Origin of the sequence: Macellibacteroides fermentans (assembly GCF_013409575.1) — a bacterium.
Taxonomy (GTDB): domain Bacteria; phylum Bacteroidota; class Bacteroidia; order Bacteroidales; family Tannerellaceae; genus Macellibacteroides; species Macellibacteroides fermentans.
In genome coordinates, this window is sequence record NZ_JACCCY010000009.1 from 1 (window position 1) to 26850 (window position 26850).

The 26850-nt window shown below is 36.0% G+C and carries 17 protein-coding genes and 3 pseudogenes; 11 read left to right on the forward strand and 9 right to left on the reverse strand.

The genetic code is table 11. From position 1 onward, the window contains the following. The 9 genes and pseudogenes from F5613_RS16190 to F5613_RS16230 form a co-directional block, all read left to right on the forward strand. Positions 1-1419: pseudogene (locus F5613_RS16190) on the forward strand (hypothetical protein); the annotation flags it as partial. Further along, positions 1403-2863: an O-antigen ligase family protein gene (locus F5613_RS16195; protein ID WP_246303449.1), complete on the forward strand. Its 1461-nt coding sequence runs from the start codon at positions 1403-1405 to the stop codon at positions 2861-2863. The pseudogene F5613_RS16190 and the gene F5613_RS16195, both read left to right, overlap by 17 nt. A gap of 57 nt (positions 2864-2920) precedes the next feature. Beyond that, a complete protein-coding gene (locus F5613_RS16200) occupies positions 2921-3955 on the forward strand; it encodes an acyltransferase family protein (RefSeq protein ID WP_179400525.1) in 1035 nt (344 codons plus the stop codon). 51 nt (positions 3956-4006) lie between these two features. Next, positions 4007-5131, forward strand: a complete 1125-nt coding sequence (locus F5613_RS16205) for a glycosyltransferase family protein (protein WP_179400526.1) — start codon at positions 4007-4009, stop codon at positions 5129-5131. Between the two features lie 47 nt (positions 5132-5178). Further along, positions 5179-6297 carry a glycosyltransferase family 4 protein gene (locus F5613_RS16210; protein ID WP_394353480.1) on the forward strand — a complete coding sequence of 373 codons (1119 nt, stop codon included), beginning with the start codon at positions 5179-5181 and terminating at the stop codon, positions 6295-6297. 92 nt (positions 6298-6389) lie between these two features. Beyond that, positions 6390-7247 (forward strand): glycosyltransferase family 2 protein, encoded by an 858-nt coding sequence (locus F5613_RS16215; RefSeq protein ID WP_179400528.1) that lies wholly within the window; start codon positions 6390-6392, stop codon positions 7245-7247. Positions 7248-7258: 11 nt separating this feature from the next. Beyond that, on the forward strand, positions 7259-8425 hold the full coding sequence (locus F5613_RS16220) for a glycosyltransferase family 2 protein (protein WP_179400529.1): 1167 nt from the start codon (positions 7259-7261) through the stop codon (positions 8423-8425). Between the two features lie 27 nt (positions 8426-8452). Beyond that, positions 8453-9418, forward strand: a complete 966-nt coding sequence (locus F5613_RS16225; RefSeq protein WP_179400530.1) for an acyltransferase family protein — start codon at positions 8453-8455, stop codon at positions 9416-9418. A gap of 252 nt (positions 9419-9670) precedes the next feature. Then, positions 9671-10786 carry a hybrid sensor histidine kinase/response regulator gene (locus F5613_RS16230; RefSeq protein ID WP_179400531.1) on the forward strand — a complete coding sequence of 372 codons (1116 nt, stop codon included), beginning with the start codon at positions 9671-9673 and terminating at the stop codon, positions 10784-10786. Between the two features lie 7 nt (positions 10787-10793). Here the strand turns inward: F5613_RS16230 and F5613_RS16235 are convergent, their stop codons facing one another. Next, positions 10794-11846: a PAS domain-containing sensor histidine kinase gene (locus F5613_RS16235; RefSeq protein ID WP_317171269.1), complete on the reverse strand. Its 1053-nt coding sequence runs from the start codon at positions 11844-11846 to the stop codon at positions 10794-10796. Positions 11847-11900: 54 nt separating this feature from the next. On the opposite strand from F5613_RS16235, the gene F5613_RS16240 reads away from it, so the two are divergent. After that, positions 11901-12200 carry a transposase gene (locus F5613_RS16240; protein ID WP_179398645.1) on the forward strand — a complete coding sequence of 100 codons (300 nt, stop codon included), beginning with the start codon at positions 11901-11903 and terminating at the stop codon, positions 12198-12200. Continuing rightward, a complete protein-coding gene (locus F5613_RS16245; RefSeq protein ID WP_179398646.1) occupies positions 12197-13018 on the forward strand; it encodes an IS3 family transposase in 822 nt (273 codons plus the stop codon). The genes F5613_RS16240 and F5613_RS16245 overlap by 4 nt, the downstream gene beginning before the upstream one ends. 206 nt (positions 13019-13224) lie before the next feature. Here F5613_RS16245 and F5613_RS16250 read toward each other — a convergent pair whose 3' ends face one another. From F5613_RS16250 to F5613_RS16285, 8 genes and pseudogenes are all read right to left on the reverse strand, one after another. Continuing rightward, positions 13225-13869 (reverse strand): PAS domain-containing protein, encoded by a 645-nt coding sequence (locus F5613_RS16250; protein ID WP_179400533.1) that lies wholly within the window; start codon positions 13867-13869, stop codon positions 13225-13227. Between the two features lie 237 nt (positions 13870-14106). Then, complete coding sequence (locus F5613_RS16255; RefSeq protein WP_179400534.1) at positions 14107-16464, reverse strand: LruC domain-containing protein; 2358 nt, start codon at positions 16462-16464, stop codon at positions 14107-14109. Positions 16465-16717: 253 nt separating this feature from the next. Beyond that, positions 16718-18040, reverse strand: a complete 1323-nt coding sequence (locus F5613_RS16260; protein ID WP_179400535.1) for a sigma-54-dependent transcriptional regulator — start codon at positions 18038-18040, stop codon at positions 16718-16720. A gap of 143 nt (positions 18041-18183) precedes the next feature. Next, the gene (locus F5613_RS16265) at positions 18184-18408 is read right to left on the reverse strand and encodes a hypothetical protein (protein ID WP_068183519.1); all 225 of its coding nucleotides are present in this window, start codon (positions 18406-18408) and stop codon (positions 18184-18186) included. A 1233-nt stretch (positions 18409-19641) separates the two neighbouring features. After that, complete coding sequence (locus F5613_RS16270; protein ID WP_179400538.1) at positions 19642-22128, reverse strand: hybrid sensor histidine kinase/response regulator; 2487 nt, start codon at positions 22126-22128, stop codon at positions 19642-19644. A gap of 284 nt (positions 22129-22412) precedes the next feature. Next, on the reverse strand, positions 22413-23813 hold the full coding sequence (locus tag F5613_RS16275) for a Gfo/Idh/MocA family protein (RefSeq protein WP_179400536.1): 1401 nt from the start codon (positions 23811-23813) through the stop codon (positions 22413-22415). A 149-nt stretch (positions 23814-23962) separates the two neighbouring features. After that, positions 23963-25696: pseudogene (locus tag F5613_RS16280) on the reverse strand (RagB/SusD family nutrient uptake outer membrane protein). A gap of 12 nt (positions 25697-25708) precedes the next feature. Further along, positions 25709-26850 (reverse strand): annotated as a pseudogene (locus F5613_RS16285) (SusC/RagA family protein); the annotation flags it as partial.

Genomic DNA, 26850 nt, shown 5'->3' on the forward strand with positions numbered 1-26850 from the left:
AAAAGAGTTATAAATTACTATGATGAGACAAAGGAGATTGCATCAATTAATAAAGAGTTTGAATTAAGAGAACAAAATGCTACATTAGAATTTAATAGTGCAAAAGCGCTCATTAGTCAGCTTGAAACTCGCATGGGTAATAATTTAATTCAAATCAAAAACAATATTGAATTTATCAATAAGCTAAACAAAGTAGCTTCTCTAACAGGAGCAATTTCTGAAATTCAAAGCTTTAATTCTGGAGAAGCATCTAAAACAAACAATTTAGCTTCATTAAAAAAACAACTAGAAAATACGAGTAAGGAACTTTCTGATATTTCAAATCAATACGTTGAAGACAAACACACAAAAGAAGGAATATCTAAATCATCGATTGTGAGCCAGTGGTTAGATCAAGTTTTGCTATATGAAAAAGCAAAGTCCGATTTACAAGTTATACAAAAAAACAGACGTGAACTAAATGAAAAATATGAATTTTTCGCTCCGGTAGGGTCAACTATAAAAAGAAAAGAGAGAAATATTAATTTTACTGAACAAAATTATCTTTCAGTTTTAAGAAGTTATAATGATGCTTTAATGCGAAAGAAAAATTTAGAAATGACATCTGCAACGCTTAAAGTATTAAATCCTCCGGCGTTTCCAATACAGGCTCAGCCAACTAAACGTAAAATAGTTGTTTTTGCTGCGTTCTTTGGAAGTTTTTTTTTAATTCTAGGTTTTTTTATACTTCTGGAATTAGTTGATAGAACATTACATGACAAAGTTCGTACTGAGCTATTTACTAATTTAAAAGTTATAGGTGCATTTCCTGGTAAGAGTCTAGTCAAGTATAGAAATTATGACAAAGCAGTACAAGCAATTGCAACCAAATATTTAAGTAGCGCAATTTTGCCCTATCTTATTAATAAAAAGGAAAACTTACCCTTTATAATTAATTTTCTGAGTACTGAATCGCATGATGGAAAAAGCTTTATCATTAATGAATTAATGCAATATTGGTGTGATGCTGGCTTAAAAGTTAAATATTTAAATTGGGATAAAGATTTTAACGTTTACAGTTCTAAATATTTAATAGCTCAAAGTGTCTCAGATCTGTATAAAATAGAAGACGAAGATATACTGTTAGTTGAATACCCTGAACTCAAATCCAATAGTATTTCAACTAATCTATTAAATGAAGCTAATCTTAATTTATTGATTGTAAGAGCAACACGTGGATGGAAAGAACCAGACTCAATATTGGCCAATAAACTATCCAATCAGCTAACTAAAAACAATTTAGCAATCTACTTAAACAAAGCTGAACGTTACGTCGTAGAGGGATATACCGGTATGCTCCCTCCTTACAATACATATCGAAGATTAATTTACAGACTTCTGCATCTTGAATTAACTGCTAAATATGAGATTAATAAGTAAACCAAATGAAGTTATTAATCTTTTAAAAGATATGCTTATATCAAAAATATTGATATGGCTTATATTGTTGTTTTTATTGTATTACTTTTACCAAATATTACTTAGTCAAAATATACTTTTGGCTTTAGGTGTTGCCTCAATACCATTCTTAATTATTTTGCTTTTCCTAATTATTGCTTATTCTGAGAAAGGATTCTATACTGTTTACATTTCTCACTTTATATTATTGTCCATAAGTAGTTATATTGATATAAAATTAGGAGCAATAACCGTACTAACAACCTTATTAATATTCATATTAATAATAGTAAAAGGTATTTACAATAGTATTGACTGGAAACTTTCTATTAATTCTATGCTTGTATTTTATGCAATTTGGTTAATTTATTGCATACTTGAGTTGGCAAATCCAAATGCAGTATTTGAAGCATGGAATATTTCAATAACCCAATACGCTATTTACCCTCTTGTCTGTGCTATATTAGTTCCTATTTCAATTAAAAAAAAATTACATATATATATTCTTTTATATATTTGGTCTATTTTTGTTTTATATGCTTCATTTAAAGGATATTGGCAAAAAAACTATGGATTTAATGAGAGAGAATTATATTTTCTTTTTGAATTAGGTGGAGCTACAACACATATTATATGGTCAGGCATTCGCTTTTTTTCTATTTTTTCAGATGCTACTAACTTTGGAATACACATGGGAATGGCATCATTAGTTTTTTTTGTATCTTCAATATATGCTAAGAAAATTTATACTAAAATTTATTTTTTATTAATTGTTTGCGCAGCAACTTATGGAATGTTTATTTCAGGCACTCGGGCATCAATAGCAGTACCTCTTATTGGTTTAATTTATTTTACTGTGGTATCAAAAAAAATAAATATATTAATAAGTGGTTCAACTTTTTCTATTCTAATAGTTTGTTTTTTTATGTTCACATCAATTGGAGAAAGCAATCAATACATAAGAAGAATGAGAACTGCATTTTCTCCTAAAGAGGATGCTTCTTTCCAAGTGAGAGATAGGAACAGAGAGATAATGAAAACGTATATGAGTAATAAACCTTTTGGATATGGTCTTGGTTTAGGAGGAAAAGCTGAAAGATATAAGCCTAAAGAAACGATTCCTGTACCACCAGACTCTTGGTTAGTTTCTGTATGGACTGATACTGGTATTGTGGGTTTAATTCTGTATCTTACTGTTCAACTAATCCTTTTAATTAAATCTACTTTAATATTACTTTTTAAAATTAATGACTATGAATTAAAAGGCTTATTAATTGCATGGATGAGTATGGCTGTTGCCTATTTCTTTATAACCTATTCAAGTGATGTAATGCAATATCCAAATTCAATTATATTCTTCACAAGTATAGCACTATGTATAAATGCAAGTAAATTTGATAAACAAGTGAAAAATTCAACTAGTTAAATTATCATTTTTACTATAAATAAAATGTAGTATTGTTCTTATTTTTAAATAATATTTATGACAAAAGATAGGATTGAATATATTGATTATATCAAATGTTTTGCAATTTTTCTCGTTGTATGGGGGCATGCCATACAAAATATATCGAACGATGAGTCATTCTGGACTAATCCTATTCATGTCTTTATTTGTTCATTCCATATGCCAATCTTCATGATAATGAGTGGTTTTTTTTTAAAAAATGACAATTCTAGTCCTTTTATTCCAACAATTCTAAGAAAATCAAGACAATTATTACTTCCAACTTTAAGCTGGTCCATAATACTACTCATTATCAATGCAATAAATAATGAAATTGAAATAAATTCCATAATTTCTCTTTTTAAAACACTTTTATATTATTTTTTTACAAAATATTGGTTTTTACGTTCTATATTTCTTTGTTTCCTAATAGCATATATAAGTATGAGAATCTTTAGAAATGAAATTATAGCCTTCTTTATTTCATTTTTGATAGTTTTATTACTTCCAGATAATTTTAGACTCGCACTTGATAAGTATATGTATCCATTTTTCTGGATAGGATATTTTATGAATAAATATTTAGATTTAATATTATTAAAAGAAAAAATTATTCTTACTGTATCACTAACTTTATTCTTTCTTTTGTTATATGCATGGAAAACAGAATATTATATTTATAAATCAGGTATGAGTTTTTACAAAATAGACGGATGGAGATTATATTTTGATAATTCAGAAAGCATCCTATTAACAATTATCTATAGATACACAATTGGTATTACTGGATCTATAACATTCTTTATAATTTTAAAAAAAACTTTTAATACTAGGTTTGAATTTATTTCCAAAATTGGGCAAAAAACTCTTGGTATTTATATTATACATCTATTATTTCAAGGTTTGATTATTAAACTTTCATTCGTTAATAATATGCCAATGATTTTTGTTAGTTGTATTATATCTCCAGCAGTTGCATTAATTGAAATATTACTAATTTTGCCCATAATAAATGTAATACGAAAGAATAAGGTTTTAAATCTACTTTTATTCGGAGTTAAAACCAAATGATACTTTTTTTCAGATACATAAAGCATTATTTTTTAGCAAAATTTTATAAAAATGAAAGCATTATTTCTTATTTTTCATGGTTTTGAAGCGCACAACGGGATAAGTAAGAAAATCCTTTACCAGGTTGAAGGTTTAAAGCAGAACAACATTGAAGTAATGCTGTCTTATCTTTTAATTGATAAAAATGGCTTTCATAAAAGAATGGTCAATGATAGAATAATCGAAAATTATGGTAAGGGATTATTCGCAAAAATAAAAAAGAGAATTTGTTATGATAAATTAAAAAGCTATATTCTTAAAGAGCAAATTAATTTATTATACGTAAGACATGACTTAAATGCAAATCCATTTCTTGTGAGTTTTTTCAAATCTATAAAGGATAATAACATTAATATTATTCTTGAAATACCTACTTATCCTTACGACAATGAGTTTATTCATGCAAGCTGGAAAGATCGACTTCAAAACTACATTGACAAGCTATATAGAAATTCATTATCAAAAACACTATACAGAATAGTCACTTTCACTAATTTTTCACATATATGGGGTATACAAACTATAAATATTTCAAATGGAATAGATTTTAATGCGGTAAAATTAAAATCGAATAACAAAACTAATATTGATGAATTAAATCTTATTGGAGTGGCTGATATTCATGCCTGGCATGGTTATGATCGTGTTATTAGAGGTATGATTAACTACTATAAATACAATAGAGATATTAAAGTTTATTTCCATATTGTAGGTAATGGTATTGAACAAGTAATAAACGATTTAAAACAAATAACAAGAGACAATAACCTCAGTGAGTTTGTAAAATTTTATGGACCAAAATCTGGTTTGGAACTAGATTTACTATTTGATTTTGCTGATTTTGGTATTGCAAGCTTGGCAAGACACAGAAGTAATATTGTAAACATTAAAACCTTAAAAAACAGAGAATATGCAGCAAGAGGTATTCCTTTTATATATTCAGAAATTGATTCAGATTTTGAAAACATGCCATATGTATTAAAAGCTCCAGCGAATGAAGAGTCAATTGATATTTGTCGGATTATTGATTTTTACTCAAGACTAAACATGACTGCAAAAGAAATAAGAGAATCAATACACTATTTATCTTGGAAGAATCAAATGAAAATCATACTCAAAACCCCAATTAACTCATGAGCTTAAAAATAGTATATTGTATACCCTCCCTCTATTATCCTAGCGGGATGGAAAGAGTTGTGACTTTAAAAGCAAACTATTTTGCAGAAGTTTATGGTTACGAAGTTGTTATCATATTAACGGATGGAAAAGATAAAAAACCATTTTATTCACTTTCACCATTGGTTAGAATAATTAACTTAGACGTAAACTATGACGAACTTTACGGTAAATCATTTTTAAAAAAAACAGTTTTATATTTAAAGAAACAACGTATTTTTAAAAACAGGCTAAGAGATTGCTTATTTAGTTTAAAGCCAGACATTTCAATTTCTACACTTCGAAGAGAAATAAATTTCTTTAATTCTATAAAAGATGGAAGTATAAAAATTGGAGAAATTCATTTTAGCAAAGCAAATTACAGAGATTTTAAAAGTGAAAAAATTATTAATATAGTCCAGAAATCAATTGCATTTTTCTGGATGAGTCAGCTAATCTATCAACTAAAAAAACTTGATAGATTTATTACACTAACAGAAGAAGATAAGATGTTATGGACTGAATTAAAGAATGTTCAAACAATAAATAATCCATTATCCTTTTTCCCCGATAGAATTTCTCAATGTGAAAATAAACAAATCATTGCAGCAGGAAGATACGTTCCACAAAAAGGGTTTGATTTACTAATTGAAGCATGGAGCCTTGTTGAAAAAAAACATCCTGATTGGAAACTTCTAATTTTTGGAGATGGTGATAGAAAATTGCTTGAAAATATTATTAATAAGAATAATCTTCAGAATTGTTATTTAAAACATTCAACAAACGATATTGCATGTGAATTTATTAATAGTTCTATCTATGTACTAAGCTCAAGATTTGAAGGATTTGGAATGGTTATTATTGAAGCTATGGCTTGTGGAGTACCACCAATTGCCTTTGATTGTCCATGTGGTCCAAAAGATATTATAAACAATTTGAAAGATGGTATTCTTGTTAAATCTGAAGACATCAACGAGCTTGCAGATAAAATATGTTTCTTAATAGAGAACGAAAATATAAGAAAAGAAATGGGTATTAAGGCTCGTAAAAATGCAGAAAGGTTCAAAATAGAATATATCGCGGAGCAATGGAAACTCTTATTTGAAGAACTAATTAACAAATCCAACAATAAAAAAGTAAATGAATAGATTAATATTGCCTTCAGATTTATTTTCAAATTTATAATGAGTTATTCAACAAGAAACTAAGTATATAATTTATTAAATTAATACAATAAAGAATGAAATGGTACAATAAATATTTGTCCGTATACAACACTTCATTATCTAGTATATCTGGTATATCTGGCGGGATAATAAATGAAATTAAGAATAATCTCATTAATCTGCAAAGCAATAATCCGCTTGTTACAGTTTCTGTAATTGCTTATAATGAAGAAAAACATTTACTAGGGTGTTTATGGTCGTTGAGCGAAATGAAATGTAAGTATCCAATCGAAATTATTGGAGTCAATAATGATTCTCAGGATAAGACTGAAGATATATTTAAAGCAGTTGGGTTGCCATATTATAATGAGTATCAACATAGTTGTGGCTATGCCAGAAAGTGTGGATTAGAGCATGCTAAAGGTAAGTTTCATATCAACATCGATGCTGATACACTGTATCCTCCAAAATACGTTGAGATTATGGTTGACTCGCTTATGAAACCCAGTGTAGTTGCAGCAAGCTCATTGTGGAGCTATATACCAGATAAAGATCATTCATCATTTGGTTTAAAATTGTACGAATTCACTCGTGATTGTCATTTATTTATTCAATCATTAAAAAGACCGGAATTGAGTGTTAGAGGCTTGGTGTTTGCCTATCATACTGAATATGCAAAAAAAGTTGGCATTAGAGTAGATATAAAACGGGGTGAAGATGGTTCTCTTGCCCTGGGATTAAAGAAATATGGCAAAATAACCTTCGTGCGTAAATCTGCAGCTAGAGCAGTAACAGGATATGGTACAGTAGGTATTGATGGCTCATTATATAACAGCTTCAAAGTTCGAGCTATTAAATCTTTAAAAAACATTTTTAGTGTCTTCTCTGCAAAAAAAGAATATAATGATGAAGATTCTAATCTTATAAAATAATCGAATCGAATATGGCAATATTATTCTGGATCTTTCTGCTGGTTATTTTTTACACTTATCTGGGATATGGGATTATTCTTTATGTCCTTGTGAAGATTAAAGAGTTTTTTGTAAAGCGAAAAGAAAAATTAAAGCCGCTTGATTTACCTGAAGTGACTCTCTTTATAACTGCTTACAACGAAGAGAAGATCATTAAACAGAAGATGGAAAATTGCAGGGAACTCTCCTACCCTTCAGAATTATTGAAAATCGTTTGGGTAACGGATGGATCGGACGACAGGAGCGTTGAGCTTTTGTCGGCATACACTGATGCAAAAGTACTGCATAAACCCGGAAGAAACGGAAAAACGGCAGCAATGAACCGGGGGATGACGTTGATTGAATCTCCGATTGTTGTATTTACCGACGCTAACACCTTTCTGAATAAAGAGGCTATTCAAGAAATAGTATATGAATTTACCGATCCGAAAGTTGGCTGCGTAGCGGGAGAAAAAAGAGTTGTTTCCAAAGAAAAAGATTCTGCCACTGCCGGTGAGGGGATTTATTGGAAATATGAATCTGCACTAAAAGAACTGGATTACAGGCTTTACTCGGCTGTTGGTGCTGCCGGTGAGCTTTTTGCAGTGAGAAAAGAGTTGTATGAACCAATGCCTGCAGATACACTATTGGATGATTTCATTTTATCATTAATAATTGCTCAAAAAGGATATAAAATTGCCTATTGCAGCAAAGCATATGCAGTTGAAACAGCGTCACTTAACATGAACGAAGAAAAAAAACGAAAAGTTAGGATTGCAGCCGGAGGTTTACAATCTGTTTGGCGTTTAAGAAGTATGTTTAATATTCTAAGTTACGGATGGCTTAGTTTTCAGTTTATAAGTCACCGGGTACTGCGATGGACAATCACCCCGTTTTTTCTTTTACTGCTAGTACCAATCAACTTCGTGCTGGCATTAAGGGGAGATACATTTTACATAGTAGCGCTATTTCTACAGATTACATTCTATCTTATGGCATACGCCGGATACTTATTTGAAAAAAAGCAGATAAAAAATAAATTTCTATTCATCCCCTATTACTTTGTATTTATGAACGTAAATGTTTTGCAGGGATTTAACTATTTATTTCAGAATAAAGGCAAAGGAAGTTGGGAAAAAGCAAAAAGAGAATTGTTTTAGTCAATAAAATATAAATACTATTTGATTATGGAAAGGGAGACAAATATTGATATTGCTAAAGGAATTGGAATAATTTTTGTTGTTTATGGTCATACGTTTTGTCCTTTTAAAGAGTATATTTTCTTATTTCATATGCCACTCTTTTTTTTGTTGTCAGGATTATTGTATAACAGTAATAAATCAACGAAAGAGTATATAATAACAAAATACAGATCACTAATAGTGCCATATGGTTATTTTATTGTTGTTTTAAATTTAGTATTTATTATAATATCATTAATTCAAGATAAACCATTTTACATTTATCCTGGAATGTTGATAAGGCCATATGGTGTTACTTTAACACTTTGGTTTTTCTTGGCTCTTTTTAATGTCTGTGTTTTATTCAGATTTATAGATTCACTAAATACGAACTATACAAAATTATTATTAATTGCTTTTTTATTTTGTACAGGTCTTATTTTTAGTAATTATAAAATAAAATTACCTTTTTACATAGATTCAGCTTTGACTGTATTAGTATTCTTTGCAGCTGGATTTTACTATAAAAAAATTAAATCGATTAAATACTTTTGCTATATTATTTCACTGATAGTAGGTTTATATTATATGTACAAAGATCGAATACCTGAAGTTAATTTAAAGGAAAATATTTATAGTGATCCATCATGCATTTTTATTTCTTTATGCCTTTCGTTTTTAATTTTAGATTTAAGTAGTAAATTATATAAATATAAACTAATTCAAAAGATATTATCATATTTAGGTAAAAAATCTCTTATTATATTTACACTCCACATTCTAATTCTAGAATTAATATATCTTTTTTTACCCAAGAATAATGAAGTATACGCTGTGTTGAATACATTTTTAGCAATAATAATCACTTTATTCATAAATAAAATATTAAAAATTGAAGTTCAGATTAGTTATCTACAATGTAAAATGGATTTAATATTTAATTTTATCAAAAAAAATGGATACAGAGAATAAGTGGTAATCATCCGGCGAACAGCGCGCTATATCGAAATTTATATGTGTTCTATTATTTTGTATTTATGAACGTAAATGTTTTACAGGGATTTAACTATTTATTGCGAAACAAAGGCAAAGGAAGTTGGGAAAAAGCAAAAAGAGAATAAATTTTGACAAAAACAATAGTTAAATGAAAATATATTATTGAATTAATTCAATTTTTTATACATTTGTAATCTAAATGATAAGATTAGCAAGGGAGGAAGACTTATGAGTGATAAAATGGCTGCTGACTATACCGTTCTGATAGTGGATGATGTGCCTACCAATGTGATGTTGGTACAGGCTATTCTGAAGAAGGAAGGTTATACCCTATTAACAGCTGATAGCGGTAAGAAAGCGCTGGAAATGACCGATACTCATAATCCAAATCTTATTTTGTTAGATATTATGATGCCCGAAATGGATGGCTTTGAGGTTTTACAACGACTGAAAGAAAATCCGAAAACGAATCATATCCCTGTAATTATCATGTCTGCATTAAGCGATATGCAAAGTGTTGTAAGGGGTTACCAGCTTGGAGCTGTTGAATATGTAACGAAACCTTTTCAAAGGGAAGAACTTGTTAAACGTGTAGCCCACCGGTTCGAATTATTCAGCATTAAACGTATAAAAAGAGAACTGGAACGAACGATAGAATCAAGAGACACCTTGTATTCTGTAATTGCTCACGACCTTCGCTCTCCTCTTGGATCATTACAGATGATGAATAACGCCATTTTAATGATGGTAGATAAGGATAAAGTTGGAGATGAAGTTTTTGAAATGTTGAAGATGATGAATAAAACTTCTGAAGAGATATTCCTCTTATTGGACAACCTCCTTAAATGGGCTAAAAACAGGCTGAACAAACAGATAGTTTTTAAGCAGGTGACCGATGTAAACAGTATTGTAGACAGCACGGCTCAAATTTACATCCCTGTGGCAGAACAGAAAGGGATTACACTGGAAATTCTAAATATCGATAAAGAATTAAACGGTTTTGTTGATATTGACATGTTAAAAACAATCATCCGAAATTTAGTCTCCAACGCATTGAAATTCACCTATTCAGGCGGTAAAGTTGTAGTTGAGACGAAGGAATCTGAGAATGGAATAGTTGTTAGCGTAAGTGATTCCGGCAAAGGGATGACAGACGAAGAGATTGATAAGCTGATAAATAAAAACATCAATTTCACGACCTATGGAACCAATAATGAAAAAGGTTCCGGATTAGGATTGATGCTTTGCAAAGACTTTATCAAGTTACATAATGGCGAACTCTCTATCGATTCAAAACCGGGTGAAGGTTCAACATTCAGTTTCACATTACCCTCAGGTAATTAATTTCCCATTAGCTGTTTGACAGGATCGGGATCTTAATCCAAAATTTAGAACCGCAGCCAATTTCACTGGTAAATTTAAGTTCACCACCCATCTCTTCTGTGAGTTTTTTAGCAATTGGTAATCCCAATCCGAAGCCCTGCGTAAAATTGTCGGCCTTAAAAAAGCGATCAAACAACACATGATTATAATTTTTATCGATTCCAATTCCAGTATCCTCTACGTATATACGAACAAATTGTTTGTCGGTATTTTCTTCAGATTGGATTTCGTATCCAAAACGGATATTTCCTTTAATCGTAAACTTTACGGCATTATCAATTAAATTTGACAATACCTGATGTAGTCGTTTCGGATCGGTGTACAAAAAGACTGATGGTAAGATGTTATTATCAAAAATAAAACTCACTTCCGGCTTAGTTTTCTGACTAAACATATTATAAACAGACCGACAAATGTCTTTCAATTCTACACTTCTCATTTTAAATTCAAACTTGTCGACTTCCAACGAAGATAAATCAATTATGTCATCAATAAGCTTTAAAAGCTGGTTGCTGTTTTCATTAATGATATTCATGTAATAATTTCGTTCAAATTCGTCATGGGCATCACCCACAATTGAAGCAAAACCGATTATTGCATTGAGGGGAGTACGTATCTCGTGACTTACATTGGCCAGGAAATTCGTTTTAAGACGATCGGATTCCCTGGCTTTAATAAGCTCCAATTCATTGTTGTGCTGTTCTGTTATATCCCACAGCATCGCCACTAAATAAACTTCATTTTTCGATTGAACACGTGTTCGAAGTGCGTTTACAATGCGTATCCTTCCGGAAGGATCTTTATAGTTTACAGCATATTCACTCAAACGACCCTCCGCGATAGCCTTTAAATCTTTATTCCTAATTTCGGAGGCCCATGTTTGATCCGGAAATAAATCAAAATCTGTTTTCCCTAATATATCTTTTGCCCGCCTATTCATAACATGTTCTGCCTCCGAATTAAAATAGACGTACTTAAAATTATCGGATACATTTATAATACTCCCCAAAACCTGGACCACTTGTGAAGTCGAATAAAAAGGGTTTAATTTGAATCAAAAAAGAGTATTTTAGAGATGGGGAAAAGAACACATTACACGGCCGAATTTAAGGCCAAGGTTGCTATTGCAGCCTTAAAGGAACAAGAAACGCTAAGTGAGTTGGTTCATCGCTTTGGAGTAAGTGCCATGACGATCAGTAAATGGAAACAAGAGTTTTTAAATGGCAGCAGCAAGGTTTTTGAGGGAGCTGGATCAGCTGAAAAAGAGGACAGTGAGGAGGAAATTCAAAAACTACATGCTACGATCGGCCGCCTGACCGTCGAACGGGATTTTTTAGCAGATGCCTGCAAGAGAGCCGGTCTAAAAAAGAAATGAGACAACTTGTAAATCCCAGGCATAAAGAGCTCAGCGTTCGTTCACAAACGGAATTATTGGAAATACCAAGAAGTACACTGTATTACAAACCGATAGGAGAAAGTCCTGAAAATTTGGAAATAATGCAAAAGATGGATAAGCACCATATTGAACATCCCACTTGTGGCGTGTTGGGGATGCAGGATATGCTTCGTTTAAATGGATTTCAGATAAACCACAAACGAATCCGACGATTGATGCGCTTGATGAATATCCGGGTCAAATATCCTCAAAAAAGCTTGAGTAATCCGGGTGCCCGCAAGTACATCCTCCCTTATCTGCTTCGAGGTCTTGACATTGTAAAGACGAATCAGGTATGGTCCATAGATATCAGTTACATTCCAATGAAACAGGGATTTATGTATCTAACAGCTATCATGGATGTGCGAAGTCGCTACATTGTGGGCTGGAGCTTGTCAAATACGCTTGAGAAAAGTGTTTGCCTGGATCTGGTTGAAGAGTCGATCAGAAAATATGGTGCACCCGAAATCATCAACTCGGATCAAGGTGTTCAGTTCACCAATCCGTCCTGGATCCAAACGCTTAAAGAAAAAGGCGTTAAAATCAGCATGGATGGAAAAGGACGTGCCAAGGATAATATCTGGATTGAACGATTTTGGCGCACGATCAAACAAGAGTATGTATATTTGAATCCGTGTGATGACGGACTGGAGCTTTATAAAGGAATCAGGAAATATATGCAATATTACAACTACAACCGGGCGCATCAGGGGATAGGAAGACAAATTCCCGGTGTGGTGTATAAAACGGTTGCCTGAGCGTTCTTTTCTTTTAAATGCAAAGAAAAGGTATGCTCCGATTCTTGAAAGGCTAAAATGAACAACCCTTCGCTAAAGCTACGGGCTGGCCTTGCATGAATCTACTCATACCTTAAAAAAGCATTGAAAAGAAAAAAACGAATAAAAATATTAAAAGGCCTTCATATAGGTAAAAGGCTGATCAAGTGGTCGAAAAAGAGGGAGTACTATATAGACTCGTAGAATTTCTCTTTATTTTGAAAACTTATCCTGGAAATAAATTGCAAAAGGCTATTATCCTTACAATTATTGAGAATTGGGTCAATAAATACCTGATTGTTGACTACATCGTATTCCCATATTATGGAATTACCAGTATTAATAGCAACCTGCAGTTTAGTAAAACTATCTTCCAGTATGGCATGTTGCTGGTGATGCAACGTATCATCCACAATCACTACAAAATAGCCCTTAATGGTTTGATGTTTTGTGTATAAAGGGATCCCTCTAACAGATAAGTATTTTATACAATCTTTGTATATAGAAGAGTAAGTGATTTTCGAAAAATCGTATGTTATCAATACATTGAAAGCGTTGCCTTTATAAACCTCCTGTAAAATTTCATCGGAAACATTCGGATCATTAAAGTTGTTAAAGTCCTCGAAGGCGTCTTCATTCACACCAAATATCTCCCTATCTGCCTTGTTACAAACTACAACGACTCCCTTTTCATCCAACACTTCGACACCGCATGGCAATAAATCAAAGATTTTTTTGAATTTAGCCATCCGATAAATTTCTTCATCTCCAATAATATCTATAAGGTCTTCAATTACTAATTGATCCGAAAAGTTTCCTATAATACTATCCATACGATTCGATTTAAGTCCCAAAAATACAGTCTACATACTATAATTCAGAATAAACCTTAAGCAATAAATAGCCTCACTATTAAATAGATACTAATAATGTATATATAATTACAGACAGGTTCACTTCACATATAATTCCTAAATATACAATTATTTTTTATTATGGAAGCTGTAAACATAAAAAAAGGATAAATGATTTGTTTTTCATTTATCCTTTTATATAATTGTAGATAATACTTATTTATTATAAACCTTACCGGATTGAGGTGACAAGTACCAACTCGCATTGTTGGATCCTCCCGACTTAGCCCAATTCAGGAAGTTAGGATATGCATCCTGAATCTTAACCGCCTCTATAGGATATTTAAAATCGGCAGTAGGAATTAACAATCCCCATACCATATTATTGTAATCCGTATAATCCAACGGATCACTTTTCACCTTTGAGGTAGGCTTATAACCAGCCAAGTGAACTTCTTTTCTGTTTATATCATTATTCTGTCCAATGATCAGATAAAAATTCAAATTAGAAATATTTATATCAGATTCCGAAACACTGTTATTAAATGCAACTTCAAACTTATATGATTTTGAAGCGTATTTAGTTTTAGAAGGATCCGTATTTGTTATACCTGGTGATGAAACACCAAAGGTACTGTATACATCCGGGAATAGAATTAGGTTCGCTTTCTCCTGTCCGTTTTCTTTCGTACCTATACTACTTGTTGAAGATACTAAAGACAAACTTCCTGAAGCAATTTTATCAAATTGTACCCCCAAAGCCAAACGATTGGTTGCTCCTGCTGCAACAGGTGTTACTTCGAAAGACAACGTAGCTAATTTATTATTGTTTCCTTTCGAATAGGATATTTTATCAATTGTAAATACAAAGTCATTCATATCATAATCTCCCAATGCAGGCCAGTTATCTTCCATAGCAAAGGTATATTCATTTCCTGTTTCTACCTTGATTGGGAAAGATGGATTTGTTGGCGTACCCGTACCTGGATCTTCAGTTGCTCCGGAACCGTTACAAGCTGTTTCTGCGATGGCTGTTTGAGGACTCTTTGTCAATTTGACATTTCCTGTTGTTTTATACAATAATCGTGAATCATAAGCTGGAGTTATAGCAGCTTCAATAGATCCTACAATTGATAAATGTTCAGAAAAATTAGAAGTCGGACCTACTGTTCCTGATTTTATATAGAACAGTGGTTCAAGGTTACTTTCTTTTGCCCCATTAATTTCAACATGGTAATTGAAAACAGCTCCATTCGCTACAGCAGTACTTGTTGGTAAATTATAGGCAGCAACATCTCCTATCGAGAATATGGCATTCCCTTTTAATGTAATAGTCGAATTATTACCCCAGAAGTCTTTGCAAGCCAACAATGAACCAGACGCAGAATTAATTGTTCCTTGTTCTGTATATAGGTCGTCGCATACGGTAAAACAGTTATTATTCAATGTTCCGCCGCCGCCACCAAAGTTCAGATAAGCAATCTCCATGTGGTGATTGTTATCAATCACAAACTTATTGGTCAACGAAACTTCAGTCGCTTTTATCTCGCCGTTGTTCTCCAGCTTTGTTGTAGAATTACCTGTTAGTTTTCGTACATTAAACAGATTGTTATTTTGGATTCCGGCACCATTGGTAACCTCAACATCTTGCGAATTTAAAGTACCGTTGTTTACAATCTTAGGATTGTTCCATCCCATCTCTATATTCTTTGCATTTAATGTACCGTCATTAATAACCAGGGTGTTGACTCCAATTTTCGAATTAGAAGCATTCAGGTTTAGTGTTCCTCCTTCATGTATGGCCACTACGATATTCTGTCCATACCAATTTAGGTCTGAACCTGCTGTAACTGTACCTTTAGGTAACACCACAATTTTGCAACCATCTGTTAATGGGAACTGTCCACTAAAAGTGGTGCTGCCAGCCACGTATAATTCAATTTTATTCTGTCCTCCGGGGAAAGTAATCTGATTGTTTGTAACGCCTTCGGGAAGGTAATAACTTTTATTAGCCGCAAGGGTTACAGCACCAGCACCTAAAGTAGTGCTTCCTGCCGGTAATTTATAATCACTCGCTCTATCTGCACTGGCAGGAATAGCGCGTGTATTAACCACAGAGCTGGATGTGCTTTTGGTTGTTATGGAATTAGTGGAAAAATCACAGATTGCGGTTGTAGCAGATGTTACATCTACAATCATAACAACTTCTCTTTGCAGAGGATCAATCTGTTTGATATACAAAACACTATCCGATTGAGATACAACAATATCTTCAACAAAAGGAGCTCTTCCTGTGGCTACTCCTGCAGTAAGAAGTTTTGATTTACTGTTGCTGGCCAATGGATTCTGGTTGTAAACTTCCACCAAATAAAATTTCTCACCATTGTATTCATCGTTTACATTTACGGTTAAATTTACGTTTTTGGTGGTCGTAAACTTAAATCCTACAGGGATTTCGGCATCAGGGTTCTTCTCGGCAATAACTTCCGGGTCGTAAAGGTCCTTCACACAACTGGAAAAAAGTAAGGTACTTGTAAGTACAGTAAAAGAAAAAACTCTAAACATCGGTTTCATAGTCTAACTATTATTCTTTGGGTACTAATAACTGCCAAGATTTATCGTAATCTCAGCTTTTTGTGTTCATCTGGAAAATTTCAGTTGCAAATTTACGTAATTAATTAAATCCTACTACATTTCATCTCAGACTATTTTAAATCGTTTAAACATTTTTAACCTAATATCTATTTTCACCCGATCAAAATACTCTGTTGTAAATCAGAACTTAAAATCTACTCCAGGATTTCACTATTTAACATCTACACACACTTTAAAGTTCAATATTATAGTATTTTATTTTATTATAAAGTGTTTTTCTATCAATACCTAGTATTTGAGCTGCTTTGGACTTATTATTTGAGGTTTGTGACAGGGCTGAAAGTATCAACTCTTTTTCATGATCTTCGTTGCGCAAGGGTTCGTGCGTTAAATTCTGATTATGGCCGTTTTGTTTAAATTCTTCCGGCAATTCATTTAATGTTATATACTTTCCTTTTGCAAGCAGTGTAGCATACCTGATTACATTTTTCATCTGGCGCAGATTTCCCGGCCAACCATAACTTTGGAACAAATTGATCGTTTCATTGTCGAATCCAAGAATGGATTTACTTAACTCTGCATTTGCAACATCCAAAAAATTGTTGGCAAACAACATAAGATCTTCTTTTCTTTCACGAAGATCCGGAATCCGGATGGAGAATTCGTTTATACGATGATACAAATCTTCTCTAAAGTCGCCTTTATCTATCGCCGACCTTAGATTTTCATTGGTAGCAGACAGCAGTCGTACATCGATTGTTATCTCCTGGTTACTCCCAATCGGTTTAATTTTGCGTTCCTGCAAAGCACGCAACAATTGCACCTGTACTTCGTAGCTAAGGTTTCCTATCTCGTCCAGAAAGAGTGTCCCTCCATGCGCCGCTTCAAATGCCCCTATCTTATTATCAATTGCTCCGGTAAAGGATCCTTTTATGTGCCCAAAAAACTCCGAAGCTGCCAGATCTGTGGGAATCGCCCCGCAATCCACGGCAACAAAAGGAGCATCGCTGCGCTTACTCAAGTCGTGAATCCGGCGAGCTATATGTTCTTTACCCGTACCACTGGAACCATTAATCAGCACAGACATATTCGTTGGGGCAACCAAACGTACATGTTCATACATCTGCCGGGCCAGCTGACTTTTTCCTTCAATGTACGAACCGGTCTCTTCGGGCTGTTTTTCTTCAGCTTCAACAGGGCTGGTTAAATTTTCATGTATTTTTGCGAGCAATAAATCCGGCTGAACCGGTTTGGATATATAATCGGAAGCCCCCAACTTCATTGCCTTGACTGCCGTTTGAATATCGGCATAACTTGTCATCATGATTACGGGCAACAGAGGATTCTGGACTTTCACCCATTGCAATAAATCGATCCCATCACTATCCGGCAATCGTAAATCGGAGATAATAAGTTCAAAATCTTTGTCGGAAAGATGTTGTTTCGCATCTTTCACATTCGCTGCCGAAGTGACATCAAATCCTTTTTTACCCAACCATGTAGAGAGCATTAAAGAAAAAGTCAGATCATCTTCAACAATTAGAATCCGCACCATAATTATTTTCAGAATTAAGAATATACAAAAGTAATAAAATTAATCTTATTGATAAAGGGCCATTTTCTTTATCTGCGTAATTAACAAAAAAGGAGTCCCCGTAAGCAGCGACTCCTTTCTGTATATTAAACTCAATTAATTTATTATTTTGCCTCTTTCTTTGCAGCCTCCTTACAGCATTGTTTTTTGTCGGCAGTAGCTGTACAGCAACTCTTTTTGTCGGCTTTTTCTTTACAACATTCTTTCTTTTTATCACACTGCTCTTTTTTTACTTCACTTTTAGCCGGAGCTTTTTTAGCATCCTGAGCATTAACGGTCAAAGCTGTTACGCTAGTCAACACTGCGATAGCAATTAAAAATTTCTTCATAACTTCTTTAATTAATTGATTTACTGATCTACATATAGTATCAAAAAATACCGCAGCGAAAATAATATGTTTTCTTTATTTCACAACCAAATTTTTAGTTAATTAAACAGAACATTTTTATCGGCATCAAAAGTTACTTCCTATTGAAATCTGATTGGAGTATCGAACTCCTGCCGCCCTTACACAAAAGCATGTCTGGTTCAGGTATAACCATCGGGTGTAAACTATTTCAGGATGGATTTTGGGAAAGTGTCCAGACTTTCAGTAGAATGATTTCTGATATGTCTGGTTTCTCAGTTTAAAGAATCAAAAAGTGTCTACTCAAATCAGTAAAAGTCATACTTAAATCAGTAAAAGTCACAACACCCCCTTTGCGTAAATTTTCCCTTAAGTGAAAAAAAAACTTCCCTTAAGGGAAAAATATTTTTTACTTAAGGGAAAATTTGCAGGTACTTCGCTTCTCATTTGCAGGTACTTTTTCTCTAAAATGTATATACATTTTGCGTTGTTTCCTATGACTTCTAAAATTGAAAGATATATGAATCATTCATCAAAGATATATGAACTGTTTGTCAAAGATATATGAACTTTCGCCCAAAGATATATGAATCATTTCCCGATCCTATAGGATTGAATTTCAAGCATAATAAGTGGTCGGATGCCTGATTACAATCTATTAAACCATACAAGGCGGCATCGTGGAGACGCTTACAGATGACAGATGAAAAGCATCTGTCACACAGCATCTGTCATGCCCGGAACCCTCATCAATAAAGGGATCTTCCATCAAAAATGAGAGATGACAGATGATTTTGAAAAAATTCAATTTGGCTGCACGTAGGAAGCTTTGAAAGCAAAAAAGCACCCCATAAGAGGCGCTTCCTTGTGTTTTGCAGACTTAAATAAATTCGTATTTTTATTCTTTTCTTTTAATCATACTCTCTCCTCCATTTTTACTGCATTACTACTCATATTTTATTCTCAATTTATACAAACATTGTCAATGCTGCCACACTAGATAGAACAACAATAAAAACAAATACCTTCTTCATGATCTTCAACCTCCACTTTTTCATTCTTAACCAGGTTCGTTATTAAAAGAGAATCGAAAATCATGCCAAAGAATCGTTTGTTTTGAGAATAATATTAATATTCTCATTTACAGACCATAGTAAAATTACGGGCCGTAAATGAGAATATAAGGAGTGAGGAATCGCAGCCACACCTGTGGAATTAATCTACAATCTTATGCCGTATAGAGGAAACAATCTTTCCAATTTTATCGATTGAGCTGGTCATAAGAGACGACCATTCGTCATCCGAAAGCGGATCCGACTTCTTCTCCAACGTTTCCAGCGCAGGAGTCAGATCCTTCGCTCCGATCATAGAGAACAAGGGTAAGAATTTATGTGCCAGTCGGGCTGCCTCTTTCCTGTCCTTTTTCTCCAAAGCTTTCTTAAACAGACTCAGATTATGACTGGTCTCGTCGCAAAAGGTCTTCAGAATCGCATTAGACGCCTGTGCATCGTCTCCGGCAAATGCCGTAAGTGCATCCAGATTTAATTCGGAAGCAGCAGGAATATGATCCGGGAAAATTGTTCTTACCAGATCCTGCAGTTGCTTAAGGGTATAGGGCTTGGTAAGAAACGCAGTAAAACCGGCGTTTGCCAGATCGGAGTCGTTGGGAACGCTTCCGGAAAGAGCAACCACAGGCATCGATGCTATTTCCTTATTATCAAGCGATCTGATCACTTTAAGAAGTTCGAAACCACTCATCTGAGGCATCTGTATATCCGTAATCACAAAATCATAGGACTCTTTCTGAAGCAGCTCTTTTACCTTCGAAGCATCGGAACATTTCTCCACAAGTATCCCCTGATAACCAAGCAACTCTTTGGCCAGAGCAAGCTGTATCGGATCGTCGTCAACCAGCAAGCAGTGAAGAGATGGTTTAGAGTCGGATGGTTGGACGGCTGACAGATCCGCATCAACCGCCTTCACCTCTTGTACCGAGGTTGCAGCCAATGGGATATCTACACAGAACATACTGCCCTTCCCCACTTCACTTTCGAAGGAGAGCGTACCGTTCATCAACACTACCAGCTTATGAGTAATGGCCAATCCCAGTCCGAATCCATCGGCGCCTTCACTTCCGGCAACCCGGGTAAACTCATTGAATAACTTATTTTTATCGGCTTCCGGAATGCCACATCCCTGATCCGAAACAATAATGTGTAAAGTATATTTACCAGATTCATGGGTAACTTCATAGCCCAATACGACCGATCCCTTTGACGTGAATTTAATGGCATTGGAAAGCAGGTTGCTGATAATCTGCCTGATTCGGATAGGATCTCCTTCCATAAAAAGATCTTTCGCCTCATTCTTCTCGTGTATCACAAACTTCAAACCTTTCGTATCTGCCATGGGCTTGAAGCTGAGATAGATTTCGTTTAGAAGCGAGGATACATTAAACGGAACAATATTGAATTCCATCTTATTGGACTCGAGGCGATGGAAATCCAACAGGTCGTTAACCAATGCCAGTATATGCCCCGAAGAAGCATTCATATTATTCAGGTAGTATCGCTGTCTCCCATCGGGATGGAGCCGTTGCAGCAATTCGGTATATCCAATAATCGAAGATAGCGGGGCACGGATATCGTGACTGATGGTAAGCATCAACTTTTCGCGCATCACCAGTAAGTCTTCCGCATATTTCTTGGCTTTCTCCAACTGTCTGCGATAGAATTTACTACGCGATACGTCTTTAGCTATCAGGTAGACAAACAACAGAACAATTATGACGGAGAGTATGGCAACCGCCGCGATAAACCGGGAAGCTGAACCTATTATCTGCTGTTTGCTGTTCATGCTTTCCAGTGAAGCGTTCAGCTCCTGACTCTCGATTTCGCGCAACATGCTATCTACTTCGCGGGAGATCTGACGGTTATCGTATCTCAACTTCCCGGCATATTCTACAATAAGTGCATAAAGTTCTTTCCGTTGTCCGGCTACATTGCACTGCAATCGTTTCAATACACTCGAAATGGTATCCGACGGATTATATGCTCCTCCCGTTTTATCCGCTATATACTCGCGGGACGATCGTCTAATTACACCGCTGTCTCCTTTTGAAGGAGAAAACACATCGGCTACCCGTTTTAAGAAACTTTTTGGTTTTTTCTTTACAAACACCGTGTCTTCATGCACCTGCACCTTCTTAAGCATAGCCACCTCTTTGGCCAGTTTATCCTGCGATGCCAGCACTTTATTGATGTTCTGGTTGTATAGCTTTTCAAAATCGGCATCATTCCAGATGCTAAGGAGCTCTTTAGTGTTATATCTCTTACGTTCGATCAGAGAGCTGATCGTATCAATAATGACATGTTGGGAGGAATCGTTGGACAGCATACGGAGCGAATCCAAATTTCGCTGAGCAAGATCGAAGGTTTCATCCAGAATCGCTCCGGGATTCACTTCGGTAGTATCAGCCTTTTTACCAAAGTCAACAAACTGACTTAATGCTTCGCTTTCGTACAGCAGCGACTGCGTATTGGTAACCAGGTACACTTTCCGCCTGGAGATATCATCCGTTGTATTTTCTGTTGCAAATTCTTCTACAATATTAAAAATGTAGATTACCGAAAGGATGGCTGCTGCGATAAGTAAGCCATATCCTATAAGGACTTTTCTTGTAATATGGAAACGCTCTTTCATCACACATCTTGTATTTTGAGCAAAAGTAATAAAATATACAAAAGAACAACAATCTTGCATTACAAAGTATAAGAACTAACTACTCAAACATGCGCCAGAATAACGAAGCTCCACAGGCAGGGTAAGCGAAAGGCTAAGCAGGGAATCATTAATACAAAACAAGTATGCTGTAAATAGAAAAGGGTGCCTCATCAAACGGAGACACCCTTGTTCAGGTAAAATTATATATCAATTATTGAACATCTTACTTCGGAAAGTAAGACATAGATCAAAGTTACAATTTATTATAGAGCAAATGCCGGTTTACGGTGAATCCACTGACCACGAGTAAAGTCGGGGAAGTCAACAACCGCACCGCCTCTGGCAACCGACATCTCAGACAAGCCCGAGATAGCACTCCATGCCGCTGCATCGTAGCAGTCCATCGGAGCCGGTTTCTTATTTCTGATTGCGTCGATAAAGTCGTACATCATGATAAAGTCCATACCTCCGTGACCAGCTTCTTTGGCTTTCGCTTCAAGTGAGCTCCACAATTTATGGTCATATTTCTTGAACCACTCATCAGAATCATCCCAGTAGTGAGGTTTAGCCGACTTTCCTTCAATGTATACATGATCGCCGTCGTTCATCCACAAGCCATCTGTTCCCTGAATACGGAAACCTAAAGAATAAGGACGTGGAGAGTTGGTATCGTGTGTAACAATAACAGTCTGACCATTTGCACACTTAATCATAGAAGTAACAATATCACCACAGTTAAAGCGTAGTTTAGCCAAAGGATGATTTTCGCCACCGTTATCTACAACGAATTTATGAAGACCACGCGATTGAGTAGCCATTGCCGATAATGAAAGGAAACGGTTACCACGGTTGATGTCCAAACAGTTGGCAACCGGACCGGCACCGTGAGTTGGATACAGGTCGCCGTTACGTGTGATAGAATGGTTTGTTCTCCATTGAGCTTCTGCAAAAGCCTCTTTACCCATCTTCAATTCGCCGCCCGGTATGTAACTATAGTTCTTTCCGTCGTTGAATTTGATATTACGTAAATCGTGCTCGTAACCACAACGGGCATGAATCAACTCGCCGAACAATCCCTGACGGGTCATATTAAGTGCAGCCATCACATCCCTGCGATAACATACATTTTCCATGATATTAAGATGACTGCCGGTTGCTTCGGATACATTAACCAAATCCCAGCACTCTTCAAGCGTATTGGCTGCAGACACCTCAACACCTACGTACGGAACGCCGGCCTTCATAGCTGCAACAGACATAGGTACGTGCCATTCCCATGGGCTGGCAATGATAACACAGTCAAACTCTTCGTTGTTAAGCATCTGTTCAAATGCACGTTCGCTGCCTGTATATACCTTTGGAGCCGCTACGTTAAATTTGGCAATATGTTTCAGTGTGCTGTCAAGCGGTCCTTGCTGTATATCGCAAATGGCCACAATCTTGTTTCCTTCAATGGCAAGCACATTGTTAATGTGTTCCTGACATCTGGATCCGGTTCCGATAAAACCAAAACGAAGTTTACCGTCGTCTTTTCCGGCTGGTTTCTTTTTTGCTTGTGTTTCTGATAAATTAGCTGCTACAGCGTTATTGGCTACTGCAAGTCCTGCAGTTCCGATACCTGCAACTGTCATCTTCTTAAGAAATGATCGGCGCGTGTTTTCCATTTTTAAAATAAATTAATTATAATACGTTTTGTGTGTGTTTAATTCGCAAAATTAAAGGTTTAAATTTACGAAACAAACAATTATCAAATTAAAAACGGGACAACAACGGAATTAATCCGTTTTGTTGTCCGTTTTTTTATTAATAATCCTTAGGGATTTTGTGTCAATTTACAATTAATGCTTGCGTAAGCATTGATCTGATCTTGCGGGATAAACTGAACTACCCGTGTATCTGTTGCCTTAATTTCTTCCATGGCGTTATGCGGACCCGGATAATGACGTGTCAATGTTCCTCCGTTACGGTATACATCAAAACTGCGTTCTGCTTCGTAAGCAAGCTCCAATTGTCTTTCCTTATCAATCAGTTTGGCGGCATTGGATGCGTTAAGCGAAGTATAACCTTGACCCGGTAACGAACGCTCGCGAATCACATTCAAATTAAGTACAGCATTGGCATAGTCACCCTTCTTGGCGTAACACTCTGCAAGGTTCAGATACATCTCTGCCAGGCGGGAGATGATGGGTGAATGCAAATGAGATTCGCCCTCCTGTTTTGAGCACTTGTAAATGTAGAACATCGGATAAACCCTGTTCAGGAGCATCATGTAATCTTTCACCCCTTTATAGGTCTTGCCTTTGTAGTTGATTGAATAATAACCCTGCTCCTTGTCTAATTCGGTAAGCTGATAGGTAGTGGTAACATCTTTTCCGTCAACCTGCTCTGTTATCTGCACATACAAAGAACCATCCGTATTGTATTTGATAGGGCTCTGAACATAGTTGTAGTTTGTCTGCGCACCGCTTGCATTGTAAACATCCTTGATAAAGCGGAAGGCTTCAATCTTTTTATTCTCATCCTGACCTACATACTGAGGGACGATGAATGCAGAACGGGCATCTTTTCCGCGTCCGGTTTCATCCAGCAATTCCAGGTACTTGGCACTTGCATACATTTCACCCCAACCCATTCCGTCGATGTTGGCATACATACCGCCGATACCGTAGTAATGATCGTATCCTGAAAACTCGGACGATACACGCTTAACTGCAAAGATGGTTTCAGTTTGAGCTCCGTCTTCGGGCGAGAATGTATTGTATTTCATAAAATTCTCTCTGTTGAGAAGCTGGTAACGACCACTTTCAATCACCTTTTTAGCATAGTAGATTGAAGAATCTGCATAGGTTGTATTTGGATTCTCGTACGTACCGCTCATGTACATGTACACCCTCGACAACATGGCCTGAGCTGCCTCGCGGGTGGCATAGGCGGCTGTCTTGTTTTCATTCATCAGCGCCTCACCTTTACGGAGGTCGGCAATTGCCTGCGCATAGGTATCTTTAACCGAAGCACGGTCCGGCAAAACCAGGTTGTTCAGGTCGGCCGGCAATCCGTTTACGATGGGAACCCCCAGGTTTGTTTCGGGCGACTGATAATAAGGCCTTCCATACGCTCTGCACAGATAGAAATACATGGTACCACGCAGGTAGTAAGCCTCACCCAGACGCTGGTCAACTTCGAGAGTCTCGCCCTATTCAACCAGCTTCATCAGGTCGCTTGCCTGCGAGATCACCTTATAACTGTTATTCCAGAAGGTATTGAGGCGATAGTTGGATGGCGTGTGCTGATAGGAGATAAACGTATAGAAAGCATCTGTAGACGAACCCCTGATCATCATATTGTCGCCGGCATATTCGCCAACGCGGTGCATTACATCCGACCAACCCTTCAGCTGAGCGTAGCAACCATTCAATAATATATCAAGCGAGGCTTGTTTATCTTCGGTGATTTTATCTGCCGAGTATTTATCATAAGGCAACCGTTCAATGTCGCAAGCCGTAAATGAGCATGCGGCTGCCAGTGCTATTGTTAGTATCTTTTTCATCTTTTCTTACAATCAAAATGTTACATTAAGGCCAAACATAAACTTACGGGTAGACGGATACACAGCCGTTGTCACCCCTGTGATTTTCCCATCATGGGGAGGTATTTCCGGGTCAACACCCGAGTAATCGGTAAGCGTAAACAAATTCTCGCCAGAAACGAACAGACGCAGGTTCGAGATATACCACTCCGGCAAAGCCAGATTATAACCAATGGTAAGGTTACGCAGTTTCAGGTACGATCCGTCTTCAAGGAAACGAGAAGAGGCTTTGTTTGAGTTCGTACCGTTGTTATAAATTCCTTGCGGATGCGTTGCGATATCGCCGGGCTTCTCCCAACGGCTCCAGCCATCCTGCAGTTTCATCTGGTTACGGTCTGTATAGGTACCATCCGAGTCGTACTCTGCACGGGCATAGTTATAAATCTTGCCGCCTACCGAATAACCGAATACAGCCGACATATCTAAGTTTTTCCATGACAGGTTGGTAGAGAATCCTCCGAAGAAATCGGGAGTATAACGATCTATCGCAATCTGATTCTTAGAAGCATCACCGTAGCTGAAAGTCTTCACCCTTTCGCCAGTGGCATCGGTCTTATACCACTGAGCCTTACCCGTTTCAGGATCAACACCAGCCCATTCTGTAAGATACCAGGTATCCACATCCAATCCGGGTTTCAGCAATTTCGAAGCAGAACCGGCGATACCGGCACCGTCGCCAACGATAATTTCAGATTTATCTCCATACAGTTCGGTCACCTTGTTACGGTTTAACCCGATGTTTGCATCCACACTCCAGTTCCAGTCTTTCGACTTGATAATATCGGCACCAACCGAAAGTTCGAAACCGTCGTTCTGTACACAACCTACGTTACGCCAGATACTGGTAACCCCGATGATACCGGGCAATGGCACCTGATATAGTAAACCCGAAGTATTTTTATGATAATAATCCAATGTTACACGTACGCGGTTAAAGAAAGAAGCATCTACACCCACACCGGTTGTATAGGTCTTTTCCCAGGTAAGATCGTCGTTTTTAACCTGATTAAGAATTGCTCCCGGCAGTTCGTTGTAACTTTCGCTCAAACTATAAAGCGCATATTGAGGATACAAAGCACTGGGGCGGTTACCAACCGAACCGTAGCTGGCACGTA

Coding starts and splice junctions, on each gene's coding strand:
- F5613_RS16195 (WP_246303449.1), top strand. CDS start 1,403: ATGAGATTAATAAGTAAACCAAATGAAGTTATTAATCTTTTAAAAGAT.
- F5613_RS16215 (WP_179400528.1), top strand. CDS start 6,390: ATGAAATGGTACAATAAATATTTGTCCGTATACAACACTTCATTATCT.
- F5613_RS16210 (WP_394353480.1), top strand. CDS start 5,179: ATGGAAAGAGTTGTGACTTTAAAAGCAAACTATTTTGCAGAAGTTTAT.
- F5613_RS16240 (WP_179398645.1), top strand. CDS start 11,901: ATGGGGAAAAGAACACATTACACGGCCGAATTTAAGGCCAAGGTTGCT.
- F5613_RS16245 (WP_179398646.1), top strand. CDS start 12,197: ATGAGACAACTTGTAAATCCCAGGCATAAAGAGCTCAGCGTTCGTTCA.
- F5613_RS16205 (WP_179400526.1), top strand. CDS start 4,007: ATGAAAGCATTATTTCTTATTTTTCATGGTTTTGAAGCGCACAACGGG.
- F5613_RS16200 (WP_179400525.1), top strand. CDS start 2,921: ATGACAAAAGATAGGATTGAATATATTGATTATATCAAATGTTTTGCA.
- F5613_RS16255 (WP_179400534.1), bottom strand. CDS start 16,464: ATGAAACCGATGTTTAGAGTTTTTTCTTTTACTGTACTTACAAGTACC.
- F5613_RS16270 (WP_179400538.1), bottom strand. CDS start 22,128: ATGAAAGAGCGTTTCCATATTACAAGAAAAGTCCTTATAGGATATGGC.
- F5613_RS16260 (WP_179400535.1), bottom strand. CDS start 18,040: ATGGTGCGGATTCTAATTGTTGAAGATGATCTGACTTTTTCTTTAATG.
- F5613_RS16220 (WP_179400529.1), top strand. CDS start 7,259: ATGGCAATATTATTCTGGATCTTTCTGCTGGTTATTTTTTACACTTAT.
- F5613_RS16250 (WP_179400533.1), bottom strand. CDS start 13,869: ATGGATAGTATTATAGGAAACTTTTCGGATCAATTAGTAATTGAAGAC.
- F5613_RS16230 (WP_179400531.1), top strand. CDS start 9,671: ATGAGTGATAAAATGGCTGCTGACTATACCGTTCTGATAGTGGATGAT.
- F5613_RS16225 (WP_179400530.1), top strand. CDS start 8,453: ATGGAAAGGGAGACAAATATTGATATTGCTAAAGGAATTGGAATAATT.
- F5613_RS16265 (WP_068183519.1), bottom strand. CDS start 18,408: ATGAAGAAATTTTTAATTGCTATCGCAGTGTTGACTAGCGTAACAGCT.
- F5613_RS16275 (WP_179400536.1), bottom strand. CDS start 23,813: ATGGAAAACACGCGCCGATCATTTCTTAAGAAGATGACAGTTGCAGGT.